At 65.6% G+C, this 21,327-nt stretch carries 22 protein-coding genes; 12 read left to right on the forward strand and 10 right to left on the reverse strand.

What is annotated here, in order from left to right:
• The first annotated feature begins 53 nt into the window (after positions 1–53).
• The gene (locus JQ507_07320) at positions 54–1,268 is read left to right on the forward strand and encodes an acyl-CoA dehydrogenase (GenBank protein QRI71290.1); all 1,215 of its coding nucleotides are present in this window, start codon (positions 54–56) and stop codon (positions 1,266–1,268) included.
• Between the two features lie 128 nt (positions 1,269–1,396).
• Complete coding sequence (locus JQ507_07325) at positions 1,397–2,314, forward strand: MBL fold metallo-hydrolase (GenBank protein QRI71291.1); 918 nt, start codon at positions 1,397–1,399, stop codon at positions 2,312–2,314.
• 123 nt (positions 2,315–2,437) lie between these two features.
• Here JQ507_07325 and JQ507_07330 read toward each other — a convergent pair whose 3' ends face one another.
• Positions 2,438–3,295 (reverse strand): DUF1499 domain-containing protein, encoded by an 858-nt coding sequence (locus JQ507_07330; GenBank protein QRI71292.1) that lies wholly within the window; start codon positions 3,293–3,295, stop codon positions 2,438–2,440.
• Between the two features lie 156 nt (positions 3,296–3,451).
• On the reverse strand, positions 3,452–5,080 hold the full coding sequence (locus JQ507_07335) for a fatty-acid--CoA ligase (GenBank protein ID QRI71293.1): 1,629 nt from the start codon (positions 5,078–5,080) through the stop codon (positions 3,452–3,454).
• Between the two features lie 178 nt (positions 5,081–5,258).
• On the opposite strand from JQ507_07335, the gene JQ507_07340 reads away from it, so the two are divergent.
• Positions 5,259–6,329 carry an extensin family protein gene (locus JQ507_07340; GenBank protein ID QRI73236.1) on the forward strand — a complete coding sequence of 357 codons (1,071 nt, stop codon included), beginning with the start codon at positions 5,259–5,261 and terminating at the stop codon, positions 6,327–6,329.
• Positions 6,330–6,352: 23 nt separating this feature from the next.
• Here JQ507_07340 and JQ507_07345 read toward each other — a convergent pair whose 3' ends face one another.
• On the reverse strand, positions 6,353–7,030 hold the full coding sequence (locus JQ507_07345) for a L,D-transpeptidase (GenBank protein QRI71294.1): 678 nt from the start codon (positions 7,028–7,030) through the stop codon (positions 6,353–6,355).
• Positions 7,031–7,379: 349 nt separating this feature from the next.
• Here JQ507_07345 and JQ507_07350 point away from each other — a divergent pair, with 349 nt between their 5' ends.
• Together JQ507_07350 and JQ507_07355 are read left to right on the forward strand one after the other, a co-directional pair.
• A complete protein-coding gene (locus JQ507_07350) occupies positions 7,380–8,357 on the forward strand; it encodes a magnesium transporter CorA family protein (GenBank protein QRI71295.1) in 978 nt (325 codons plus the stop codon).
• Positions 8,358–8,488: 131 nt separating this feature from the next.
• Entirely contained in the window at positions 8,489–8,710 is a 222-nt protein-coding gene (locus JQ507_07355) for a hypothetical protein (protein ID QRI71296.1), read from the forward strand.
• 138 nt (positions 8,711–8,848) lie between these two features.
• Here JQ507_07355 and JQ507_07360 read toward each other — a convergent pair whose 3' ends face one another.
• Both JQ507_07360 and pdxH read right to left on the reverse strand, forming a co-directional pair.
• The gene (locus JQ507_07360) at positions 8,849–9,601 is read right to left on the reverse strand and encodes an SDR family oxidoreductase (protein ID QRI71297.1); all 753 of its coding nucleotides are present in this window, start codon (positions 9,599–9,601) and stop codon (positions 8,849–8,851) included.
• Positions 9,602–9,748: 147 nt separating this feature from the next.
• Entirely contained in the window at positions 9,749–10,390 is a 642-nt protein-coding gene (gene pdxH / locus JQ507_07365; protein QRI71298.1) for a pyridoxamine 5'-phosphate oxidase, read from the reverse strand.
• Between the two features lie 108 nt (positions 10,391–10,498).
• Between pdxH and JQ507_07370 the strand changes: the two genes are divergently transcribed.
• Both JQ507_07370 and JQ507_07375 read left to right on the forward strand, forming a co-directional pair.
• Positions 10,499–10,906, forward strand: coding sequence for a hypothetical protein (locus JQ507_07370; protein QRI73237.1), 408 nt, complete (start codon positions 10,499–10,501; stop codon positions 10,904–10,906).
• Positions 10,907–11,031: 125 nt separating this feature from the next.
• Positions 11,032–12,003, forward strand: coding sequence for a J domain-containing protein (locus JQ507_07375; protein ID QRI71299.1), 972 nt, complete (start codon positions 11,032–11,034; stop codon positions 12,001–12,003).
• Positions 12,004–12,391: 388 nt separating this feature from the next.
• On the opposite strand, the gene JQ507_07380 is transcribed toward JQ507_07375, so the two are convergent.
• A complete protein-coding gene (locus tag JQ507_07380; protein ID QRI71300.1) occupies positions 12,392–13,156 on the reverse strand; it encodes an anti-sigma factor in 765 nt (254 codons plus the stop codon).
• A gap of 66 nt (positions 13,157–13,222) precedes the next feature.
• A complete protein-coding gene (locus JQ507_07385; GenBank protein ID QRI71301.1) occupies positions 13,223–13,711 on the reverse strand; it encodes a sigma-70 family RNA polymerase sigma factor in 489 nt (162 codons plus the stop codon).
• A 221-nt stretch (positions 13,712–13,932) separates the two neighbouring features.
• Between JQ507_07385 and JQ507_07390 the strand changes: the two genes are divergently transcribed.
• From JQ507_07390 to JQ507_07405, 4 genes are all read left to right on the forward strand, one after another.
• Positions 13,933–14,532 carry a histidine phosphatase family protein gene (locus tag JQ507_07390; protein ID QRI71302.1) on the forward strand — a complete coding sequence of 200 codons (600 nt, stop codon included), beginning with the start codon at positions 13,933–13,935 and terminating at the stop codon, positions 14,530–14,532.
• Positions 14,533–14,607: 75 nt separating this feature from the next.
• Positions 14,608–15,696 (forward strand): chorismate synthase, encoded by a 1,089-nt coding sequence (aroC, locus tag JQ507_07395; GenBank protein ID QRI71303.1) that lies wholly within the window; start codon positions 14,608–14,610, stop codon positions 15,694–15,696.
• Positions 15,697–15,739: 43 nt separating this feature from the next.
• Positions 15,740–16,933, forward strand: a complete 1,194-nt coding sequence (locus JQ507_07400) for an adenylate/guanylate cyclase domain-containing protein (GenBank protein ID QRI71304.1) — start codon at positions 15,740–15,742, stop codon at positions 16,931–16,933.
• A gap of 12 nt (positions 16,934–16,945) precedes the next feature.
• Positions 16,946–17,833: an EamA family transporter gene (locus tag JQ507_07405; GenBank protein ID QRI71305.1), complete on the forward strand. Its 888-nt coding sequence runs from the start codon at positions 16,946–16,948 to the stop codon at positions 17,831–17,833.
• Between the two features lie 7 nt (positions 17,834–17,840).
• Here the strand turns inward: JQ507_07405 and clpS are convergent, their stop codons facing one another.
• Positions 17,841–18,146, reverse strand: a complete 306-nt coding sequence (gene clpS, locus JQ507_07410; protein ID QRI71306.1) for an ATP-dependent Clp protease adapter ClpS — start codon at positions 18,144–18,146, stop codon at positions 17,841–17,843.
• 220 nt (positions 18,147–18,366) lie between these two features.
• On the opposite strand from clpS, the gene JQ507_07415 reads away from it, so the two are divergent.
• Positions 18,367–19,215, forward strand: coding sequence for a DUF1194 domain-containing protein (locus tag JQ507_07415; protein ID QRI71307.1), 849 nt, complete (start codon positions 18,367–18,369; stop codon positions 19,213–19,215).
• Positions 19,216–19,329: 114 nt separating this feature from the next.
• Here the strand turns inward: JQ507_07415 and JQ507_07420 are convergent, their stop codons facing one another.
• Together JQ507_07420 and JQ507_07425 are read right to left on the reverse strand one after the other, a co-directional pair.
• A complete protein-coding gene (locus tag JQ507_07420; protein QRI71308.1) occupies positions 19,330–20,571 on the reverse strand; it encodes a class I SAM-dependent RNA methyltransferase in 1,242 nt (413 codons plus the stop codon).
• Positions 20,564–21,319: a TlyA family RNA methyltransferase gene (locus tag JQ507_07425; GenBank protein QRI73238.1), complete on the reverse strand. Its 756-nt coding sequence runs from the start codon at positions 21,317–21,319 to the stop codon at positions 20,564–20,566. Before JQ507_07425 ends, JQ507_07420 begins: the two co-directional genes overlap by 8 nt.
• Positions 21,320–21,327 lie beyond the last annotated feature (8 nt).

Consider the following 21,327-nt stretch of genomic DNA (forward strand, 5'->3'; position numbering starts at 1 on the left):
TAGCGCTTTAATTTATCCGCCAATTTCCGAGTGACGATGCGAAAGGATGTTTCATGAGCGTGCGCCCCCAGGCCAAGGACAAGCCGGCTGCCGCCAGCTTCCAGTGGGATGATCCGTTCCTGCTCGACGACCAGCTCACCGAAGACGAGCGCCTGATCCGCGACACGGCGCGGGCCTATGCGCAGGACAAGCTGCTGCCGCGGGTCACCAAGGCCTATCTGGAAGAGAAGACCGATCGCGAGATCTTCAACGAGATGGGTGAGCTCGGCCTGATCGGCGTGACGCTGCCCGAGGAATATGGCTGCGCCAATGCGAGCTACGTGGCCTATGGCCTTGTCGCGCGCGAGATCGAGCGCGTCGATAGCGGCTATCGCTCGATGAACTCGGTGCAGTCGTCGCTGGTGATGTATCCGATCTACGCCTATGGCGACGAGAACCAGCGCAAGAAATATCTCCCCAAGCTCGCGACCGGAGAATGGGTCGGCTGCTTCGGCCTGACAGAGCCGGACGCCGGTTCCGATCCCGGCGGCATGAAGACCCGCGCCGAGAAGGTCGCCGACGGCTACAAGCTGAACGGCGCCAAGATGTGGATATCGAATGCGCCGATCGCCGACGTGTTCGTGGTGTGGGCCAAGTCGACCGCACACGACAACCAGATCCGCGGCTTCATCCTCGAGAAGGGCATGAAGGGCCTGTCGGCACCGAAGGTCGGCGGCAAGCTCAGTTTGCGCGCCTCGATCACCGGCGAGATCGTGCTCGACAACGTGGTGGTGCCGGAAAGCGCGCTGCTGCCGAACGTCTCCGGCCTCAAGGGCCCGTTCGGCTGCCTCAACCGCGCCCGCTACGGCATCTCCTGGGGCGCGCTCGGCGCCGCCGAGGACTGCATGCATCGCGCGCGGCAGTACACGCTCGACCGCAAGCAGTTCAACCGGCCGCTCGCCGCCACCCAGCTGGTGCAGAAGAAGCTCGCCGACATGGAGACCGAGATCGCGCTCGGCCTGCAGGCTTCACTGCGCGTCGGCCGCCTGATGGACGAGGGCAAGATGGCGCCCGAGATGATTTCGATCGTCAAGCGCAACAATTGCGGCAAGTCGCTCGATATCGCCCGCATGGCGCGCGACATGCACGGCGGCAACGGCATCCAGATCGAGTATCACGTGATGCGTCACGCCGCGAACCTCGAGACGGTGAACACCTATGAGGGCACGCACGACGTCCACGCGCTGATCCTCGGCCGCGCCATCACCGGCATCCAGGCGTTCTCGTAAGGACGCGCCGCACCGACAGCGTAGGATGGGTAGAGCGCAGCGAAACCCATCTTGCCGCCCAGCGCGCGGTCGCGTGATGGGTTTCGCTTCGCTCTACCCATCCTACGAGAGCCAATAGGGGCGGTCCCATGGCCGACAATGACGACATCCCGTTCAACCGCGATTTCCCGCTGAAGTCCGGCGTGGTCGAACAGGTCCGGCCCGGCGTGCGCCGCGTGCTCTGCAACAACCCGAGTCCGTTCACCTTCACCGGCACGGTCAGTTATATCGTCGGCGAGGGCAAGGTCGCGATCATCGATCCCGGTCCCGACGACGAGGCGCATGCCAAGGCGTTGCTCGACGCGGTCAAGGGTGAGACCGTGACGCATATCCTGGTCACCCACACCCATCGCGACCATTCGCCGAACACGCCGCGGATCAAGGCCGCGACCGGCGCGCCGGTCTACGCCGAAGGCCCGCACCGCGCCTCGCGCCCGCGTTTCGAGAGCGAGAAGCACAATCCGGAATCCGGCGCCGACCGCGATTTCCGGCCCGACGTCGAGGTCAAGCACGGCGACGTCATCGAAGGCGCGGGCTTTGCACTGGAGGCGGTCGCCACCCCCGGCCACACCGCCAATCACTTGGCCTTTGCCTGGACCGAACGCAGCATCAATTTCGTCGGCGACCATGTGATGGGCTGGTCGACCTCGATCGTGGCGCCGCCCGACGGTTCGATGATCGACTACATGGCCTCGCTGGAACGGCTGGAGCAGCGCCCCGAGCAGCTCTATTTCTCGGGCCATGGCCCGGAGATTCCGGAGGGCCCGCGCTACGTCCGCTTCCTGGCGCGGCACCGCCGGGCGCGCGAGGCTTCGATCCTGCACCGTCTCGGCAAGGGCGAGGCCGACATCCCGACCATGGTGCGGGCGATCTATATCGGGCTCGATCCGCGCCTCGCCAATGCCGCCGGCTATTCCGTGCTGGCGCATCTGGAAGACCTGGTCGCGCGCGGGGTCGTGGCAACCGATGGCGATCCGGTGATCGGCGGCACGTATCGGATGGTGTAAGCCTCCCTCATTCGTCATTCCGGGGCGTGCGAAGCACGAACCCGGAATCCATCGGGCCGCAGGTTCTGCAGCAAAATGGATTCCAGGTTCTCGCTTCGCGAGCCCCGGAATGACGGGGAGAGATTACTTCTTCACCGTCTTCGCCGGCGGCGCCTTCGGTGCGGCAGGCGCCGCCTTCTTCGCCGGCTTGGAATTGTCGTTTTCGGCGGCGGAATTGAGGTCCTCGATCAGCTTCCTCACCCGCGCGGTGTTGCTGCCGAGATCGGTGTCGAAATAGCGCGAGGCCGAGCGGATATCGATGCGCGAATCCTCATCGTCGGGCGTGACCCTGATCGAGACGTCCTCGCGAAAGCCCATGATCGGCGTGCGCGCCACCGCCTCGATGCGGCCGACATTGCGCGGCGGCTGCGGCGCGCGTGCGTCGATGACAAGCCATTTGCGGCGGTTCACCAGCCGCAGCGTCATCTCATAAGCGCGGTCAGCCGGGACCTCGAGCTCGACGGTCTCGATATCCGGATAGGCGATACGCTGCCGCTCGGCCGAAGCGAGGCCGGCGTAGGCGGCGGGATTGGTGCCTTCGCCGGTGCGCAATCGCGCCAGCGCCTCGAAGCGCGGCGGGTCGATTGGGTCGGTCGTGACGTCGTAGAGCCGCGGCAGCCTGTTGTACTGATAGGTGAGGTAGGCTGGGTAGGCGAGGATCGCGGCGTCGATCAGGAACGCGAGCAGGATGCGGCCCATGCCGCGGGTGCCGTTCTGCCAGATCGCCGCGAAGGCGGCGAGGCCGAGCAGGATCGACAGGCCGGCGAGGCCCAGCGCGCCGAAGAAAGTCGCGAGCGCCGGTTTGACCTCCAGGAACCCGAACCGGACGATCAGGATCGAGACCACCACGGCAACGATGGAAAAGATCGCGAGATTGCGCGACCAGGTGGCGAGACCGGACACGGGCTCCTGCTGGTAGGGAGCGGAAAACCTGCGCGCCATCGTCGAAAAATCTGCCGGTTGAGATGTCCTTGGGCGACCTCAGCCGCCGCCAATGTCCGTGTGAGACCACGGACCTGCGGCGAATTCAAGGGATTTGGGTGCCTTCTTCCCTTCTCCCCTTGTACAAGGGGAGAAGGGTGGAGAGGGAGAATCCGCCTACGCCGCGGCGGTCGGGAAGGTGTAGTCCTTGAACTGGTCGCGCAGCGCCGTCTTCAGGATCTTGCCGGTCGCGGTGTGCGGAATGCCGTCGACGAAGGCGACGTCATCGGGCATCCACCATTTGGCGATCTTGCCGTCCATGAACTTCAGGATGTCCTCGCGCGTCGCGCTCTCGCCCTGTTTGAGCTGCACGATCAGCAGCGGCCGTTCGTCCCACTTGGGATGATGGACGCCGATCACGGCGGCTTCCGCGACCGCGGGGTGACCGACCGCGAGATTCTCCAGATCGATCGAGGAGATCCACTCGCCGCCGGACTTGATCACGTCCTTGGAGCGGTCGGTGATCCGCATGTAGCCGTGCTCGTCCATCGTCGAGACGTCGCCGGTGTCGAAGAAGCCGGCATCGTCGAGGATGTTGGCATCGACCCGGAAATAGGCCTTCGCGATCGCCGGACCCGAGACCTTGAGGCGGCCGAAGGTCTTGCCGTCCCACGGCAGCTCCTTGCCGGCATCGTCGGTAATCTTCATCTCGACGCCGAACGGCGGATAGCCCTGGGTCTGCAGGATGTCGAGCCGCTCCTCGCCGGTGCGTTCGGTGAATGGCGGCTTCAGTGTCGCCAGCGTGCCGAGCGGGCTCATCTCGGTCATGCCCCAGGCGTGGCGCACCTGGCTGCCCATGTCGAGGAACGCCTTGATCATCGAGCGCGGCATCGCCGAGCCGCCGCAGATCACCATCTGCAGATCCGGCAGCTTGACATTGTTGGCGGCCATGTATTGCAGCAGCATCAGCCACACCGTCGGGACGCCCGCGGTATGGGTGACCTTCTCGGTCGACAGCAGCTCGTACACCGAGGCGCCATCGAGCTTCGGGCCCGGCATCACCAGCTTGGTGCCCATCGACGGGGCGGAAAACGCGATGCCCCAGCTGTTGGCATGGAACAAGGGCACCACCGGAAGCATTGTGTCCGAGGCGGAGGTGCCGAGCGCGTCCTTCGAGTTGGCCATCAGCGCGTGCAACACGTTGGACCGGTGCGAATAAAGTACACCCTTGGGATCGCCCGTCGTGCCGGAGGTGTAGCACATCGCCGCGGCGGTGTTCTCGTCGAAGGTCTTCCACTCGAACTTGCCGTCGGACGCCGCGATCCAGTCCTCATAGGCGACCGCGTTCTTCAGCGTGGTCTGCGGCATGTGCGCCTTGTCGGTCAGCACCACGTAGCGCTCGACGCTCGGCAGCTGGCTCGCGATCTTCTCCAGCACCGGAACGAAGGTGAGGTCGGTGATGACGATGCGGTCCTGGGCGTGGTTCACGATCCAGGCGATCTGCTCCGGAAACAGCCGTGGATTGACGGTATGGCAGATCGCGCCGATCCCCATGATGCCGTACCAGACCTCGAGGTGGCGCCAGGTGTTCCAGGCGATGGTGGCGGCGCGGTCGCCGAGCTTGATGCCGTCGCGTTCGAGGCTCTGCGAAACCTTCAGTGCGCGAGCATGGATCTGGGCGTAGTTGGTGCGATGAATGGGGCCTTCGACCGACCGGGTCACGACTTCCTGCGTGCCGTGATATTTCGCGGCGTGCTCGATAATCTTGTGGCACAGCAAGGGCCAATCTTGCATCAAACCAAGCATACGCAAATCCCTCCTCGATCCTCACGCATGATCTGCCGGCATCTTGGACGGCCGGCAGTAAAATCATGGAATTGACATGAACTGTAGCGCGGAGAAAGCAAGCCGAAAATGGCCTGTTGGCGCGTTTCGTCGCGGGGGTGCGGCAATGGTTACCGCCGCCGGGCTGCTTTGCCTTGGCATGCAGGCAGGCCCCGCAGCAGCCGCCCGCGGTGGGCCGAGCCTTCCGTGGGACGATTTGTTCGGCACCCGGCCGCAGCGGTCACACAAGGCGGTGCGCCGTTCAGCGGTGCCGCTGCCGAAGCCCAGGCCTGCCGAGGCACCGGCGGCAAACGAGACGCCGGCGGCATCGGAAGTGCCGCCGGCCGCAGCGCCTGAGCCGCCCGCAGCCGAGACGCAACGACCTGGCGCGCCCGCCGAGACCGCCAAGCCGGCTGAAGTGACAAAATCGACCGAGCCGCCCAGGCCACAGCTTTCGGCCTGCCGGCAGGCGCTCTCGGAGGACGTCGCGCTCGCGCCGAGCATTCCCGATATCCACGGCGCCGGCGGCTGCGGCGGCGAGGATCTGGTGCGGCTCGAGGCCATCGTGCTGCCGGACAAGCGCAAGGTCGCGGTCAAGCCCGCGGCGATCCTCCGCTGCAAGATGGCAGCTGCGGTCGCCGACTGGGTCCGCACCGATATCGCGCCGCTGGCGCAGCGCCTCGGGGGCGGGATCAGCAATCTCGACAATTTCGACTCGTTCGAATGCCGCGGCCGCAACCGCATCGTCGGCGCGCAGCTCTCCGAGCATGGCCGCGCCAATGCGCTCGACGTGCGCGCGTTCGGTCTTGCCAACGGCAAATCGATCTCGCTGACCGACCGCAGCGTGCCGCGTGATCTGCGCGAGACCGTGCTGCATTCGGTGTGCGCTCGCTTCTCCACCGTGCTCGGTCCGGGCTCGGACTGGTACCATGAGGACCACATCCATCTCGACCTCGCGGAGCGCCGCAGCAATTACCGGATCTGCCAATGGAACGTGTACGACCCGCTGCCGCAGGTCGCGCCGCTGTTGCCGGCCGAGCGACCGGAAGAGGCGCCGCCGCGCGAGGTCGCCCAGAAATCGGATGCATCCAGGCCGGACGCTCCCAAGGCGGATCACGGCAAGGCCGATGAGCCGGACGCCGCGAAATCAGATGATGCAGCCGCGCCCGAGAGTGCGGCGGAGACCAAGCCGCAGCCAACAAAAAAGCGCCGGCAAAGCCGGCGCTTTTGATCGCGGTTGCGACGTGATCGGCGTCAGTAGGGGACGTTGCCGCCGCCCTGCAGCGCCATCTGCGGCTTGTAGGGCGAGTCGCCGTGCTTGGGCTCCAGCACCACGACGATGGTGCCGAGCTTGACGCGGTTGTAGAGGTCGATGACGTCCTCGTTGGTCATGCGGATGCAGCCCGAGGAAATCGACGATCCGATATATTCCGGCTGGTTGGTGCCGTGGATGCGGAACAGCGTGTCCTTGCCGCCCGAGTAGAGGTACATCGCGCGCGAGCCCATCGGATTGTCCGGGCCCGGTGCCACGAAAGTCGGAACGCCGAGGCGCGAGATTTCGCCGGGGGTGGGGTGCCAAGCCGGCCATTCGGTCATGCTGCCGACCTTGGCAATGCCGGACCAGGCCATGGCTTCTTCGCCGACGGTGATACCGTAGCGGATCGCCTTGCCGTCGTTCAGCACGTAGTAGAGGTAATGATTGTCGGAATCGACCACGATCGAGCCGGCGGCTTCCTTGCGGTGATATTCGACGATGGCGCGGCGGAACGGTTCGGCCACCGGCGTCTTGACGTAGGTGGTCTTGGCCAGCAGTTCCTTGTCACGCGGCTTGAAGGCTGCAGTATTGGTTGCCTCATAGGTCGTGGCCTGCATGCAGCCCGACAACATCAGGCCCGCGGCCAGGATTCCGAGGGTAATTTTGAACGACGACATGATTACATTCCAATCGAAAACCCGCGCCCGAAAGCGCCAAAAATACGCCCCAAACGCCACGATTCCATGAGCGGCATTATTGCCTGAAACCCGCCATTCTTCCCAGACTTTAGATGGCTTTCCTGCATCGCGGGACGTGATCTGTGGCTTTTTTGCCGCAACTGTTCTGGCGCGGGTTGGTTTTTTGTGCAAACAGGCAACGGTCGTCGAGGGGAGGCTAACGTATTCCCAACCGGCTGCCCCAAATATGGACGCCCGGTTAATGCCCCGGTCATGAAGCGCCAGCCAGAATCGCGCTAAGCCGGCGGGCCCTGCCTCCTGTTTCCAGCCCTTTATCTCGGAGTTCGTGATGCTGTCGGTGTTCGTTCCCTCCGACCTTTCCCTCAAGAAGGCCGCCGCCACCGACCTCGGCGCGCTGCCGGAGGGCGCGGTGTGGATCGATCTGGTGAACCCGACCGTCGAGGAGGACCGGGCCGTCGAGAGGCTGGCGGGGATCGCGGTTCCGACCCGGGAAGACATGCAGGAGATCGAGATCTCCAGCCGGCTCTATATCGAGAACAGCGCCCGCTACATGACCGCGACGCTGATGTGCCAGTCTGACACCGACATGCCGCGCACCACCGCGGTCACCTTCATCCTGACCAGCCACCGGCTGGTCACGGTGCGCTACGATCTGCCGAAGCCGTTCGCGCTGGTCGAGAACAAGCTGGCTCGCGCCTGCGCCCCCGGCATCACCGGCGAGCAGGTGCTGATGGAACTGCTGGATGCGGTGATCGACCGTTGCGCCGATCTCCTGGAGCGCTGCGGGGCCGACATCGACCAGGTTTCGCACGACATCTTCGAGCCCGAGAGCGCGCGCCACGGCCACGCCAAGCAATATTCGCAGATCCTGATCGCGATCGGCCGCAAAGGCGACCTGACCTCGAAGATCCGCGAAAGCCTGGTCTCGATCGGCCGCCTCGTCACCTTCCTCTCGGCGGTCGTGGAAGGGGTGAAGTGGTCCAAGGACATGCGCGAGCAGCTCAAGACCATGCAGCGTGACGTGGCCTCACTGACCGACCACGCCTCCTATCTCTCCAACAAGATCACCTTCGTGCTCGACGCCATGCTCGGCGTGGTCAATCTGGAACAGAACAACATCATCAAGCTGTTCTCGGTGATGGCGGTAGTCTTGATGCCGCCGACGCTGATTGCATCGATCTACGGCATGAATTTCAAGGTGATGCCGGAACTCGAATGGGTGAACGGCTATCCGCTGGCGCTGGTGATGATGCTGATCGCAGCCGTTGTGCCGTACTGGATCTTCAAGTGGAAGAAGTGGCTGTAAACACAGTTCCATACGTCGCGTTTTGGGACGCGTTTTCTGCCTTATTTCCTCTCCTAAAATTTGAGCGTTGCGCTGAACGTTTGGGCGAATTTTGTCTGCGATAACGCCCGCCTCGAAGCCGGAGGACAGCAATGGTTGAGAAGATCATAACGCCACGGCGTAACGTCATCGACTTTGCGCGCTATCAACAGGACCGCGCCGCAGGCAGGGTGCAGGCGATCTCGCCGAGACTTTGCCGTTACTGTGACGCTGCGCTGCTTGATGGCGAGGACGAAGACGACTGCTCCAGCGCGCTGAATGACGTCGCGCTGCAGCGGACTGAGAAGAAGTCGCGTCGGTTCTATGCGGACTAGAGGCTGAGGCCTTCTGGAGGCAGAAGCCTCGTCTGCGTCGTTACGCCTGCCATCGAAGCAATCCCTCAAACTACGGCCGCGGCGGCGGCCGGGATCGCCTCGAACCTCTCTCCCCCGAAATCACATCCAAGCCGAAGCTCAGACGTGCTGGCCACCATTGATGTGGATCTCGGCGCCGTTCACGTAGGAGCTCGTTTCCGTGCACAGCACGTAGATGATCTTGGCGACCTCGTCGGGGGTGCCGAGGCGATGCATCGGGATTTGCTGGTCGACGATCTTCTCGGTGCCCGGCGACAGGATCGAAGTGTCGATCTCACCGGGGGCGATCGCGTTGACACGAACGCCGACGCGGCCGAAGTCCGATGCCATCTCGCGCGTCAGTGCCGCAAGCGCCGCCTTCGACGTTGCGTAGGCCGCGCCGGCAAACGGATGCACGCGCGAGCCGGCGATCGAGGTGACGTTCACCACCGCGCCCCTGGCGTGCTTCAATTCCTCGATCAGCCCGCGCGCGATCATGACCGGCGCGAAGAAGTTGACGTGGAAAACGTGGGTCCAGGTCTCGATGTCGGTGTCCATGGTGCCGAGCCGGCCGCCGCCCACCGCCTTCGGCGAGATCGCGGCGTTGTTGACCAGCGCATGCAGCTCGTCATTGTCCAGCCGCTGCCGGATCTCCGAGATCGCGCGCACGGTGTCGTCATGGCTGCCGAGATCGACCTCGATGTGATCTTCCGGCCCGGCGCCCCACGGGCAAACCTCCGGAAACGCATGCCGCGAGAGGGTGATGACGCGCCAGCCGGCGGATGAAAACCGGATCGCGGTGGCATGGCCGATGCCGCGGCTCGCGCCGGTCAGGAGCAGCGTGCGCCGCGGTGCATTGGATGGGCGGGTCATCGACGGTTTCTTTCGTTTTCGCCATGCGCGGCGCCGTGCCGGGCATCGACGTCTTCGAACGGTAAGAGATCAGGACGTCGATGGCAGGGCGCATCTTACACGAAGACGTGCTTCGCGCTTTCGCCCTTCCATGACAGTCGCAGTGTTTCAGGGATAGAGCCGGACCTTCGACCACGCGTGACCCGCGCCATCGCGACGGAATTCGATGCGGTCGTGCAGGCGGAACGGCCGGTCGTGCCAGAACTCGAAGCGCTGCGGCGTGATCCGCCAGCCGCTCCAGCCAGGCGGCCGCGGCACCTCGCCGATGACGTATTTCGCGCCGGTCTTGGCGATCGCCTGCTCGAAGGCGAAGCGGCTCTCCAGCGGCTGCGACTGCTTGCTGGCCCAGGCGCCGATCTGCGCCTGCTTCGGCCGCGTGGCGAAATAGGCGTCGGCCTCGGCGTCGGTCACAGGCGTCACCGGCCCGCGGATCCGCACCTGGCGGCGCAGCGATTTCCAGTGAAACAGTAAAGCGGCCTTAGGATTTGCGGCCAATTCGCGGCCCTTGGCGCTCGCAATGTGGCTGTAGAACACGAAGCCGTCGGCATCGAAGCCCTTCATCAGCACCATGCGCACGTCGGGCAAGCCATCGGCATCGACCGTTGCGAGCGCCATCGCGTTCGGATCGTTGGGCTCGGACTTGACCGCTTCCGCAAACCATTCTGCGAACAGGGCGAACGGCTCCTCCGCCGCGGTGAAATCACCCGATGTTAACGGTGTCGGGTGTTTGATGGAGGTCGTGTCGGTCATGTCAGGAGTCCCGATTTGCATCCGCCCGCGTCCGAGAACGCGCTGCTGGCCCTATATAGGGCATGGGAGCGCGTTGGCCTATCGGCGATCCACCCCGCGGGCGCGGTGGTGACATTGATCCTGATCGGCGTCGGCGCCGGCGGCTGTAGCCTGTCGCGCAGCGATGCCTTCGCCAAGATCGACGACAAGGACGTGACGGGCTCGATCAGCCCGACGCCGGTGAGTGCTGTCATGCCGACCGACAGCGATCTCGCCTTCGCCCGCAACGCGGCCTCCGACGTGCTGACCAAGGGCGACAAGGATTCCAGCCAGCCCTGGGAAAATCCCGAAACCGGTGCGCGCGGCTCGGTGACGCCGCTGGCCCAGGCCTATTCCGGCGAGGACGGCAAGACGTGCCGGGATTTCCTCGCCAGCTATGTCAATGGAGCCACCGAGAGCTGGCTGCAGGGGGCCGCCTGCAAGGCGGGACAGGGACGGTGGGAAATCCATAGTTTGAAGCCTTGGAGAAAGTCCTGAGAGTTCCGGCAGAAGCCGGCACCTCCCTAGTTGCAAAAATGCCACTGAGCCCCCAGATAGAGGCAAAGTGGGCCCCGATGGGTTCCCGGTCAGGACGGACTTTTCCCGTGAAGGAGACGTGACGGATGCGCGACCCCTATGAGGTCTTGGGGGTGCAGCGGAGCGCCAGCGCTGCGACGATCAAGAGCGCCTATCGCAAGCTCGCCAAGAAACATCACCCGGATAACAACAAGAACGACCCGAAGGCCGCGGCCCGCTTTGCGGAGATCAACACGGCCAACGAGATCGTCGGCGACGAGGACAAGCGCAAGCAGTTCGACCGCGGCGAGATCGATGCCGAGGGCAAGCCTCGCTTCCAGGGGTTCCCTGGCGGTGGCGCCGGCGGCCGTGCCGGTCCGGGCGGCGGCTTCGAGTACAGTTTTCGTGGTGGCCCCGGCGGCGGCATGGGCGGCGGCAGCTTCGAGGACATCCTCAACAGCATGTTCGGCAACGCCGCGCGTGGCGGCGCTGGCGGCGCTGGCGGCCGCGCCGGGCGAGCCAGCCCGTTTGAATTCGACGGCGGCGGGGTCGGCGTCGACCTCGATCTGTCCGTCGCCATGACGGTGTCGCTGGAGGAATCGGTCAGGGGCGGCGACAAGCGCGTCCGCCTGCCGACCGGCCGCGAGCTCAACGTCAAGATTCCGCCCGGCGTCACCGCCGGCCAGCAGATCCGGCTGAAGGGGCAGGGCGACACCGCGCAAGGCCACCCGCCCGGCGATCTGCTGATCACGATCTCGATCGCACCGCATCCGTTCTTCAAGGTCGACGGCAACGATCTGCGGATCGATCTGCCGGTGACCCTCTACGAGGCGGTGCTGGGCGGCAAGGTCCGCGTGCCGACGCTCGGCAGCGCGGTCGAGCTGTCGATCCCGAAGAACACCTCCAGCGGCCGCACCTTCCGCCTCAAGGGCAAGGGGCTGCCGAAGGCGGGGGCTGTCGGCGACCTCTACGTCACGACCCGCATCATCCTTCCCGACGGGAACGATGCCGAGCTTGAGGCATTGATGCAGACGTGGCGGGAGCATAACCCCTATAATCCGCGCAGCGATCTCGGCTGACTGCCGGGAGCGCGCCCCAGAGACGCGAAGACGCGAAACTGCATCTACCCCGGACTCTATCGGGGTAGACGCCGGCCCGTGAGCGCGTCAAAGGATGACCGGCCGTCCGAATACCTGGGCTGCGGCGTGCAGACCGGATGGCGGAAAACGAGTGCGGCCTCGAGAGGGGGACCAGCGCGGTACACAAAACCCCAATCGAGGCCGCGTGCGCCGATCGGCGGATCGGGCGCAGATCATCTTCGCGTGAGCATCCGGTGCGATAATGAGACGCGTCGATGACGCGAATCGAAGTTTTCAATGTCGGAATTGGGACGCCGAGTGAGGCTGGATTCACTTGCTCGAAACGGCACAACTCTTGCGACACGATCTCCCGTAAAATTACGGGAGATCAGCCGCCGCTCTTTTCCATCTGATCGTAGACCGCCCGCGCGACCTGGGTCAGGCGCGTCCGATCCGTGCCGCCGCTGACGACATAGGCGACGCCGCGATCGGCCCAGAACAATGCGCCGTCGCTGCCGTGCACCGCATAGCGCATCTGGGTCGCCTCGGTCTTCACCTTGGCGGTGTAGACCGTGAAGCGCTCGCCGGACGTGCTCTCATACATCAGGAACGACGCCGGTCCGCTAGGCCCCGGCAGCAGCCGGCCGCCGACCAACTTCAGCCCGGTCAGCTCCGGCGCGCGGACGTCCCAGCCGCAGCGCTTGGTCAGCCATTGCTGCAGATGGTCGCGCTCGCTGCCGGGCACCTCGACCGGATGGCGGACCTCGACCACGTAGAGGCGGTGCGCATCGAGCGCATCGAGGGTGAAGCTCTGGAAGGTCGACGGTGTCGCGGAGGCGCCGCGCGCGACCCAGCCGACGCCGCCGCCGGCGATGAAGGCGGCAAGCGTTGCCGCCACCGCGCCATAGACCCAGCGGCGCGGCTGGCGCACCAGCCGTTCGAGCTCGAGCCGCTTCGGCACCGCCTCGTCCAGCACGCGATCGTAGCGCGCATGCAGCGTCTCGGCCATCGCGCGCCATGACTGCACCCGTGCCGCGTCGTCGGGATGGGTAGCGAGCCACGCCTCGACATCGCCGCGGCGCTCGGCCGGCAGCTCGTTGTCGACGTAAGCGTGCAGCTCGTCTTCGGTGACGGGGATGTTCGGATCGGTCATATCAGTCGTCTCTGCCAAATCTTGTTCGAAAATCGTTCAAGCGAACACCTGCCATTGCGCACATTATCATTTCACCCGCCGGAGCGCCGGGCGCTGGCCCTCGATCGAGGCCCGCACATGGGCGCGCGCGCGGGCGAGGCGGGACATCACGGTGCCGATCGGAACGCCCTGGATATCGGCGACCTCGCGGTAGCTCATGCCCTCCAGCATCACGAGCAGCAGCACCGAGCGTTGCTCCTCGACCAGCGTCGACAGTGCGCGCTCGATGTCGCGTCCCTCCGCCTCGGTGCCGCTGGCGTCGGCATTGTTGTCGAGCAGCGGCATCAGGGGCGGTCGCCGCGCCAGCGAGCGCCTGCGGTTCTTGTTCAGGTTGGTCAGGATCGTGTAGAGCCAGCTCCTGACGTCGCCGCCGAGAAACAGCCGCTCCGAGCGCAGCGCGCGGACCAGCGTGTCCTGCACCAGGTCATCGGCGATATCCGTGTCACGCGTCAGCGCCCGCGCATAGCGGCGGAGCGCTGGAATCATGGCTTCGACACTTTGACGAAACGCGGTCATGCATCCAGTCTTCGATGGTCGCGGCGACGGCCGCCGTGTCAAACATAACACCCTTGCGGCGTGCCTATTCCGGTTGCGCCAACCTGCGCGTAGTGCGCCTCAGCTGCGGCCGATTTGGGCTTGTCGCCAGCCAAAGTGCTGGTGTACCTCCGAGCCGAAAATTCGAAGCGTGGAAGCCGGGCGCCCGACAGCTCGCTCAGCAAGGACCAGCCGTCACGGGAATGCCGGTGCCAACGATCTACTATATCCGCCACGGCGAGACGTCGTGGAACGCCGAGGGCCGGCTTCAGGGCGTGCAGGACATCGCCCTCAACGATCGCGGCCGTGCCCAGGCGGCGCATGCCGGCCGCATCCTTGCCGACTTATTGGCGCGCGACGGCCGTGACAAGACGACGCTGCCGTTCGTCGCAAGCCCGCTGATCCGGGCGCGCGCGACCATGGAGCTGGTGCGCACCGAGCTTGGCCTGCCGCCGGGCGATTACGCCCTCGACGCGCGGCTGCGCGAGATCGCCTACGGGAGCTGGGAGGGCTCGACGCTGGCGCAGGCGCAGGCCGCCGACCCCGTGGTCTATGCGCGCCGCCTGACCGAGAAGTGGCAGGTCGCGCCGGAGGGCGGCGAGAGCTATGTCGACGTGCAGGCACGGATGACCGACTGGTACGGTTCGGTGACGTCGGACACGGTCGCCGTCGCCCATGGCGGCACGGCGCGGGCGCTGATGGTCGCGCTCGGCTTCGAGACGGCGGCCTCGGCCGCCGACCTCACGATCGAGCAGGGCGCGGTCTACGTGTTCGGCCCCGCGGGGCTGCAGAAACATAGTTAAACGCGCCCGGTCAGCCACGTCTTCAGGGCCATGAAACCCGTTTGACGCTGCCGACCCCGCGCGTTACGACACGCCATGTCCTTCAATACTTTCGGCCATATGTTCCGCGTCACGACCTTCGGCGAGAGCCATGGGGTCGCGATCGGCTGCGTGGTGGATGGCTGCCCGCCGATGATCCCTCTGACGGTGGAGGAGATCCAGCACGATCTCGACCGCCGCCGCCCCGGCCAGTCGCGCTTCACCACCCAGCGCCAGGAGCCGGATGCGGTGAAGATCCTGTCCGGTGTGATGGCGCATCCGGAAAGCGGCGTTCAGGTGACGACCGGCACGCCGATCGCGCTGCTGATCGAGAACACCGACCAGCGCTCGAAGGACTATTCCGAGATCAAGGACAAGTTCCGCCCCGGCCATGCCGACTTCACCTATGAGGCGAAATACGGCCTGCGTGATTATCGCGGCGGCGGCCGATCGTCGGCGCGCGAGACCGCGACCCGTGTCGCGGCCGGTGCGATCGCGCGCAAGGTGCTGCCCGAGGTGAAAGTGCGCGGCGCGCTGGTGCAGATGGGTCCGCACAAGATTGATCGCGCGAAGTGGGACTGGGACGAGATCGCAAGGAATCCGTTCTTCTGTCCCGACAAGGACAAGGCAGCGTTCTTCGAAAGCTATCTCGACGGCATCCGGAAGAGCGGCTCCTCGATCGGCGCCGTCATCGAGGTGGTCGCAGAGGGCGTGCCGGCCGGTCTCGGCGCGCCGATCTATGCCAAGCTCGACAGCGATCTGGCATCGGCGATGATGAGCATCAACGCGGTGAAGGGCGTCGAGATCGGTGCCGGCTTCGGCGCCGCCGAGCTGACCGGCGAGGAGAACGCCGACGAGATGCGGACCGGCAACAACGGCACGCGTTTCCTGTCCAACCATGCCGGCGGCGTGCTGGGCGGCATCTCGACCGGCCAGCCGGTGGTGGTGCGCTTTGCGGTCAAGCCGACGTCCTCGATCCTGACCACGCGCCGCACCGTCGACCGCAAGGGCGCCGATACCGACATCCTGACCAAGGGCCGCCACGACCCCTGCGTCGGCATCCGCGCCGTGCCGGTGGGCGAGGCCATGATGGCCTGCGTGCTGGCGGATCATTTTCTGCGCGACCGCGGGCAGACCGGGCGCTGATCCCCTATATAGTGGGCGGTACCAGACCGCCTTGGGGACTGCCATGAACGCGTCGGAGCTTCGGGATGTCATCGCGTGGATGATCGGCGGCGCGCGATCGGCGCCGACCCCGCCGCAGATGATGGCGGAGTGCTGCGAACGGCTGGTGCGGGCCGGGCTGCCGCTATGGCGCATCGGCGTGTTCGTGCGCACGCTGCATCCGGAGATCTATGGCCGGCATTTCTTTTGGAGGCCGGGTGCTGAGGTCGAGACCGGGACCGTCGATCACAACATCGAGGAGTCCCCGGAATTCGCCGTTAGCCCGCTGTCGATCGTTTTTAAGCAGGGAATTGAGGTGCGCGCGCGGCTCGATGATCCCTCGAGCAAGCGCTTTCCGATCGTCGTGGACCTGCAGGCCGAGGGCGTCACCGACTACATTGCGGTGCCGCTGATCAACACCGACGGCCGCCCCAACGCATCGAGCTGGACCACCAGGCAGCCGGGCGGCTTCACCGAGGAACAACTCGACGCGATCCGATCGATCGCCATTCCGCTGGCGCGTTACATCGAAATCGTGACGCTGCGCCGCACCGCCTCGCTGCTGCTCGACACCTATGTCGGCAACCGTGCCGGCGAGCGCATCATGGGCGGCCAGATCCGACGCGGCCATGCCGATACGATGGATGCGGCGATCTGGCTGTCCGACCTGCGCGGCTTCACCGCGCTGTCGGACCGCTTGCCGGCCGAGACCGTCGTGGAAATTCTCAACCTCTACTTCGATTGCCAGGTCACCGCGATCCGCGACCATGGCGGCGAGGTGCTCAAATTCATGGGCGACGGCTTGCTCGCGGTGTTTCCGGTCGACGAATATCTCGGCGACGAGGCGCAGGTCTGCTCGCGGGTGTTGGATGCCGCGCGGGCGTCCCGCGCCGGGGTCGAGGCGCTGCAATTTCCCAACGGCGACGCGGTCGAGCGCTTCCGCTTCGGCGTCGCGCTGCATCTCGGGCGCGTGCTGTACGGCAATATCGGCGGCGGCAACCGGCTCGACTTCACCTGCATCGGTCCGGCGGTCAACCTCGCGGCGCGGCTGGAGAAGATCGCCGGCCGTCTCGGCCGCACCGTCGTGGCCTCCGAGCGCTTCGCCGGCATCCATGACGGCGGCTGGAGCGACCTCGGCGAGTTTCCGATCGCGGGGTTCTCGAAGGCGGAACGGGTCTATGGCCTGTTCGACGAGGCGCCGGTCGCCGCTGCGAGTTAGCATCGGTGCGATGTGACTGACACCGACGCGCAGCGTCGCACCGGGATTGCGCTGGTCGTGGCGGCCGCGGCGGCGTGGAGCACCGCGCCGTTCTTCACCCGGCTGCTGCACTTCGATTCCTGGACCATCCTGTTCTGGCGCGGGCTGTTCGGTGGCGGCGCGATCGTGCTGTTCCTGGTCGCGACGCAGGGCCGGCGCGGCGCGCGCGATCTCGTCGCGATGCCGTTGAGCGGATGGCTGGTGGCCGGTCTCTCGACCCTTGGCATGGTGACGTTCATTCCGGCGCTGCAACTGACCAGCGTCGCCAATGTCGCAATCCTGATCGCGATGCAGCCGTTTGCGGCCGCTGCGATCGCCTGGCTCTGGCTGCGCGAGCAGGCGCGGCCGGGCACCTTGCTGGCAAGCCTGGTCGCGCTCGCGGGCGTCGCCATCACCGTCAGCGGCGCCGGGGGCATCACGGATTACAGGGGCATCGGGCTTGCCTGCGTGATGGTGCTGGCGATCTCGCTGATGACGGTGGTGATCCGGCGGCACAGGGGCACGCCGATGATCGCGGCTGCGGCACTCTCCAACTTCCTCGGCAGCGCGATCAGCGTTCCGTTCGGGCAGGACATCGGTGCGGTCGGCGGTGCCGATCTCGGTGTGCTCGCGCTGTTCGGCGCATGCCAGGTCGGACTCGGCCTGACTTTGTTTACGGTCGGCTCGAGATTGCTGCCGTCCGCGCAGGCATCGCTGATTGCAACCCTCGAAACGCCGCTGATGCCGTTCTGGGTGTGGCTGGCATTTGCCGAAGTGCCGTCGCTCCGCGCCATGATCGGCGGCGCGCTGGTGATGGGCGCCGTCGTCGCCGACATCGCGCTCAGCCAGCGGGCGCAACTCGCTCAGCCCGCGGAGCGGTGAGGGCTGGCTACTCTTCCGGCTCGGTGGTGAACAGCAGCGGGTAGCCCTTGGCGCGGCCGGCGTCGGTGGCGCGCGTCGCCTTGGTCTCGGCGACATCCCTGGTGAACACAGCGACCACGCAGACGCCGCGCTGGTGCGCGGTCAACATCACCTTGTAGGCCTGGTCGTCGGTCATGCGGAATTCGCCCTTCAGAACGGTGACGACGAATTCGCGCGGCGTGTAGTCGTCATTGACCAGGATCACCTTGTGCAGGCGCGGCCGCTCGACCTTGGTCTTTGTCCTGGTTTTCGGCTTGACGACGGTATCGGGCATCGCACTCCCTCGCGATTGCCCGTAAGAATACCGTCTTCCGGCACATCTTGGAACCGTTCGATTTGCACGGCGTCATTGCGGCAACGGCACGGCGCGTGTCGTCTCATGCGTGACGTCCAGCCTGCAGGTGCCTAACTTGAATGTGAAGGATAGATGATATCTGCGCTTTTCGCCGCCTGATTTGCGTGTCACCATGACATCACACGACGGGAGGGCCGCAATGCGCTGGTATGTCTCGATCGGAGCTGTGCTTGTCGCGGGCATGTTGGCCAGCGGCGATGTGGCCGGTGTTGCCGCGCCGGGCCCGGGTACACAGACCGGCCGGCTGGCCGAAAAGGAATCCACGCCAAGCGTCGATATCGAGCTGATCATCGCGGTCGACGTCTCCTATTCGATGGACATGGACGAGCTCGCGATCCAGCGTGAGGGCTACGCGCAGGCGATCGTCTCCAAGGAATTTCTGCAGGCGCTGAAGGCCGGTCCGAACGGCAAGATCTCGGTGACCTATTTCGAGTGGGCCGCCTCCAACGACCAGAAGGTCATCATTCCCTGGCGGGTGATCGACGGCCCTGAATCGGCCGACGCGGTCTCCGCCGAGATCATGAAGACGCCGGTGCGCCGTGCCTCGCGCACTTCGATCTCGGGCGCGATCTATTTCGCGATCCCGATGTTCGATGACAATCCGCATCGCGGCCTGCGCCGCGTGATCGATATTTCCGGCGACGGCCCCAACAACAACGGCGCGCCGATCACGCCTGCCCGCGATGCTGCGCTCGACAAGGGCATCGTCATCAACGGCCTGCCGATCATGGTGAAGGAGCCGTCCTACTCGACGATGGATATCGAAAATCTCGACTGGTACTACGAAGACTGCGTGATCGGCGGGCCCGGCTCCTTCGTGGTGACGATCAAGGATCGCGAGAAATTCAAGGAGGCGATCCGCACCAAGCTGCTGCTCGAAGTCGCCGGCCGCACTCCCGAACGCCCGGTGGTGCGGACCGCCGAGAAGGAGCCGCGGGTCAGCTGCACGATCGGCGAGAAGATCTGGCAGGATCGCTGGGGACGATGATCTTGTAGATCATGTGGGCTGGATAGAGCGCAGCGAAACCCATCATTTCTTCGTGGGACATGCGATGCAGATTATGGCGAGACCGCCGCACGCTGCGATAGGCGCAACGATGGTTCAGCGTGCGAAGCGCGCCACCAGCTCGACATGCGGGGTATGACGGAACTGGTCGACCGGGGTGACATCAGCGATCTTGTAGCCGCCGTCGATCAGGGTTTTCGCGTCGCGCGCGAATGTTGCGGCATTGCAGGACACCGCAACGACCACCGGCACCTTGCTTGCCGCCAACTGCGTGACCTGGGCCTGCGCGCCCTGCCGCGGTGGATCGAACACGACGGCGTCATAGTCGCGCAACTCCTGCGGCATCAGCGGGCGGCGGAACAGGTCGCGCGCCTCGGCTTTCAGCGGCTTCAGCCCCGGCGTCGACTGTGCGGCCTTCTGCAATGCCGCGATCGCGCCGGCGTCGCTGTCGAAGGCCGCGACCCGCGCCTTCTCCGCGAGGCGCAGTGCGAACGGGCCAACACCGCAGAACAGGTCGGCGATATGCTTGGCGCGGCCGCAATGCGCGCGGACCAGCGCCGCAAGCGTCTCTTCGCCCTTGAGGGTGGCCTGCAGGAACGAGCCCGGCGGCAGCACGACCTTGGCTGTTCCGATCGCCACGTCGGGAGAGCCGCGTTGCAGCACCAACTCGCCGTGCCGCGTCAGCCGCGCCAGCCGGTGCTTTTCTGCGACGCGCGACAGAGTGGTGATCAGGTTGGTCGGCAGCGCGCCGGAGCCGCGCACGTCGATGTCGAGACCGTTGAGGGTCGCGGTCACCTGGATGTCGAGCGGCTTGCCGATCGCAATCAGCGGCTCGGCGACGGTCCATGCCGCCTCGAGCGCGCCGTCGAGCGTAGGATCGAGTATCGGACAGCGGTCGACCGGGATGATGTCGTGCGACCCCGCCGCGGCGAAGCCGACCTTGAGGACCTCATGGGTGCCCATGCGTCCGTGCAACGTGATGCGGCGACGGCCCGCGCCATGGGCGTCGAGCAGTGGCGCAACCTCGGCCGCGATCCTGGCCTGCGCCAGCGTCTCGACCACGATGTTGCGCTTCCACGCCTGGTAGGGCTCCTCGTTCCAGTGCTGGATCGCGCAGCCGCCGCAGACGCCGAAATGCGGACAGAACGGCGCGATGCGCTCGGGGCTTTGCTGCGTGACCCGCAGCAGCCGCCGCCGGTCGGGATGATTGCCGGGGACGTCCTCGACCTCGACGGTTTCACCGGCCAGCGCATAAGGCACGAAGATCGACTGCGATCCGTCGATCGCGACGCCGTCGCCGCGGTGGCCGACATGGTCGATGGTGAGGATTTCAGCCACGGCGCGCGCCGAGGAAGAATTCGATGTTGCCGTCGCCGCCCGGTATCGATGACGGGAACACCTGGATGTCGGTGCAGCCGAGCGAGGCGGCAAAGGCCGCGATATCGTCGCAGATCTCCTGGTGCACCATCGCGTTGCGGATGACGCCGCGCTTGGAGTGCTTGCGGGCCGCCTCGAACTGCGGCTTGATCAGCGCCAGCAGATGCATCGGGGCCGCCGCCAGCGACAGCGCCACCGGCAGCACCAGCTTGAGCGAGATGAAGCTGACATCGATCACGACGATGTCGGGCCGCGCCGGCAGCCGCTTGCCCTCGTAGTTCCTGATGTCGGTCTCTTCCATGGAGACGATCTTCGGATCGCCATGCAGCGAAGGATGCAGCTGGCCGTGGCCGACGTCGATGGCGAACACGAGGCTCGCACCATTGGCGAGCAGCACTTCGGTGAAGCCGCCGGTCGAAGCGCCGACATCGAGGCAGACATGGCCCTCGACATCGATCGGATAGTGCTCGAGCGCGCCGGCGAGCTTGACGCCGCCGCGCGAGACATAGGGATGCGCCGGCTCGGCCGTGAGTGCAGCGCCGGGCGCGACGATCTCGGACGCTTTGGCGATTTGCTTGCCGTCGGCGGTGACGAGGCCGGCGTCGATCGCGGCGCGTGCCCGTGCGCGGCTTTCGAACAGGCCGCGTTCGACCAGCAGCACGTCGATGCGCTTGCCGGCGGATGCGTCGTTGCCGCCTGCCTTGCTCACTTGCTTGC

Origin of the sequence: Bradyrhizobium sp. PSBB068, from assembly GCA_016839165.1 — a bacterium.
Classification (GTDB): domain Bacteria; phylum Pseudomonadota; class Alphaproteobacteria; order Rhizobiales; family Xanthobacteraceae; genus Bradyrhizobium.

What these genes read in the sequence shown, in the direction of transcription:
- JQ507_07350 (QRI71295.1), top strand. Translation starts at nt 7,380, where the DNA reads ATGCTGTCGGTGTTCGTTCCCTCCGACCTTTCCCTCAAGAAGGCCGCC.
- JQ507_07330 (QRI71292.1), bottom strand. Translation starts at nt 3,295, where the DNA reads ATGGCGCGCAGGTTTTCCGCTCCCTACCAGCAGGAGCCCGTGTCCGGT.
- JQ507_07385 (QRI71301.1), bottom strand. Translation starts at nt 13,711, where the DNA reads ATGACCGCGTTTCGTCAAAGTGTCGAAGCCATGATTCCAGCGCTCCGC.
- JQ507_07380 (QRI71300.1), bottom strand. Translation starts at nt 13,156, where the DNA reads ATGACCGATCCGAACATCCCCGTCACCGAAGACGAGCTGCACGCTTAC.
- pdxH (QRI71298.1), bottom strand. Translation starts at nt 10,390, where the DNA reads ATGACCGACACGACCTCCATCAAACACCCGACACCGTTAACATCGGGT.
- JQ507_07340 (QRI73236.1), top strand. Translation starts at nt 5,259, where the DNA reads ATGCAGGCAGGCCCCGCAGCAGCCGCCCGCGGTGGGCCGAGCCTTCCG.
- JQ507_07320 (QRI71290.1), top strand. Translation starts at nt 54, where the DNA reads ATGAGCGTGCGCCCCCAGGCCAAGGACAAGCCGGCTGCCGCCAGCTTC.
- JQ507_07415 (QRI71307.1), top strand. Translation starts at nt 18,367, where the DNA reads ATGCGCTGGTATGTCTCGATCGGAGCTGTGCTTGTCGCGGGCATGTTG.
- JQ507_07375 (QRI71299.1), top strand. Translation starts at nt 11,032, where the DNA reads ATGCGCGACCCCTATGAGGTCTTGGGGGTGCAGCGGAGCGCCAGCGCT.
- JQ507_07355 (QRI71296.1), top strand. Translation starts at nt 8,489, where the DNA reads ATGGTTGAGAAGATCATAACGCCACGGCGTAACGTCATCGACTTTGCG.
- JQ507_07335 (QRI71293.1), bottom strand. Translation starts at nt 5,080, where the DNA reads ATGCTTGGTTTGATGCAAGATTGGCCCTTGCTGTGCCACAAGATTATC.
- JQ507_07360 (QRI71297.1), bottom strand. Translation starts at nt 9,601, where the DNA reads ATGACCCGCCCATCCAATGCACCGCGGCGCACGCTGCTCCTGACCGGC.
- JQ507_07400 (QRI71304.1), top strand. Translation starts at nt 15,740, where the DNA reads ATGAACGCGTCGGAGCTTCGGGATGTCATCGCGTGGATGATCGGCGGC.
- clpS (QRI71306.1), bottom strand. Translation starts at nt 18,146, where the DNA reads ATGCCCGATACCGTCGTCAAGCCGAAAACCAGGACAAAGACCAAGGTC.
- JQ507_07325 (QRI71291.1), top strand. Translation starts at nt 1,397, where the DNA reads ATGGCCGACAATGACGACATCCCGTTCAACCGCGATTTCCCGCTGAAG.
- aroC (QRI71303.1), top strand. Translation starts at nt 14,608, where the DNA reads ATGTCCTTCAATACTTTCGGCCATATGTTCCGCGTCACGACCTTCGGC.
- JQ507_07345 (QRI71294.1), bottom strand. Translation starts at nt 7,030, where the DNA reads ATGTCGTCGTTCAAAATTACCCTCGGAATCCTGGCCGCGGGCCTGATG.
- JQ507_07390 (QRI71302.1), top strand. Translation starts at nt 13,933, where the DNA reads ATGCCGGTGCCAACGATCTACTATATCCGCCACGGCGAGACGTCGTGG.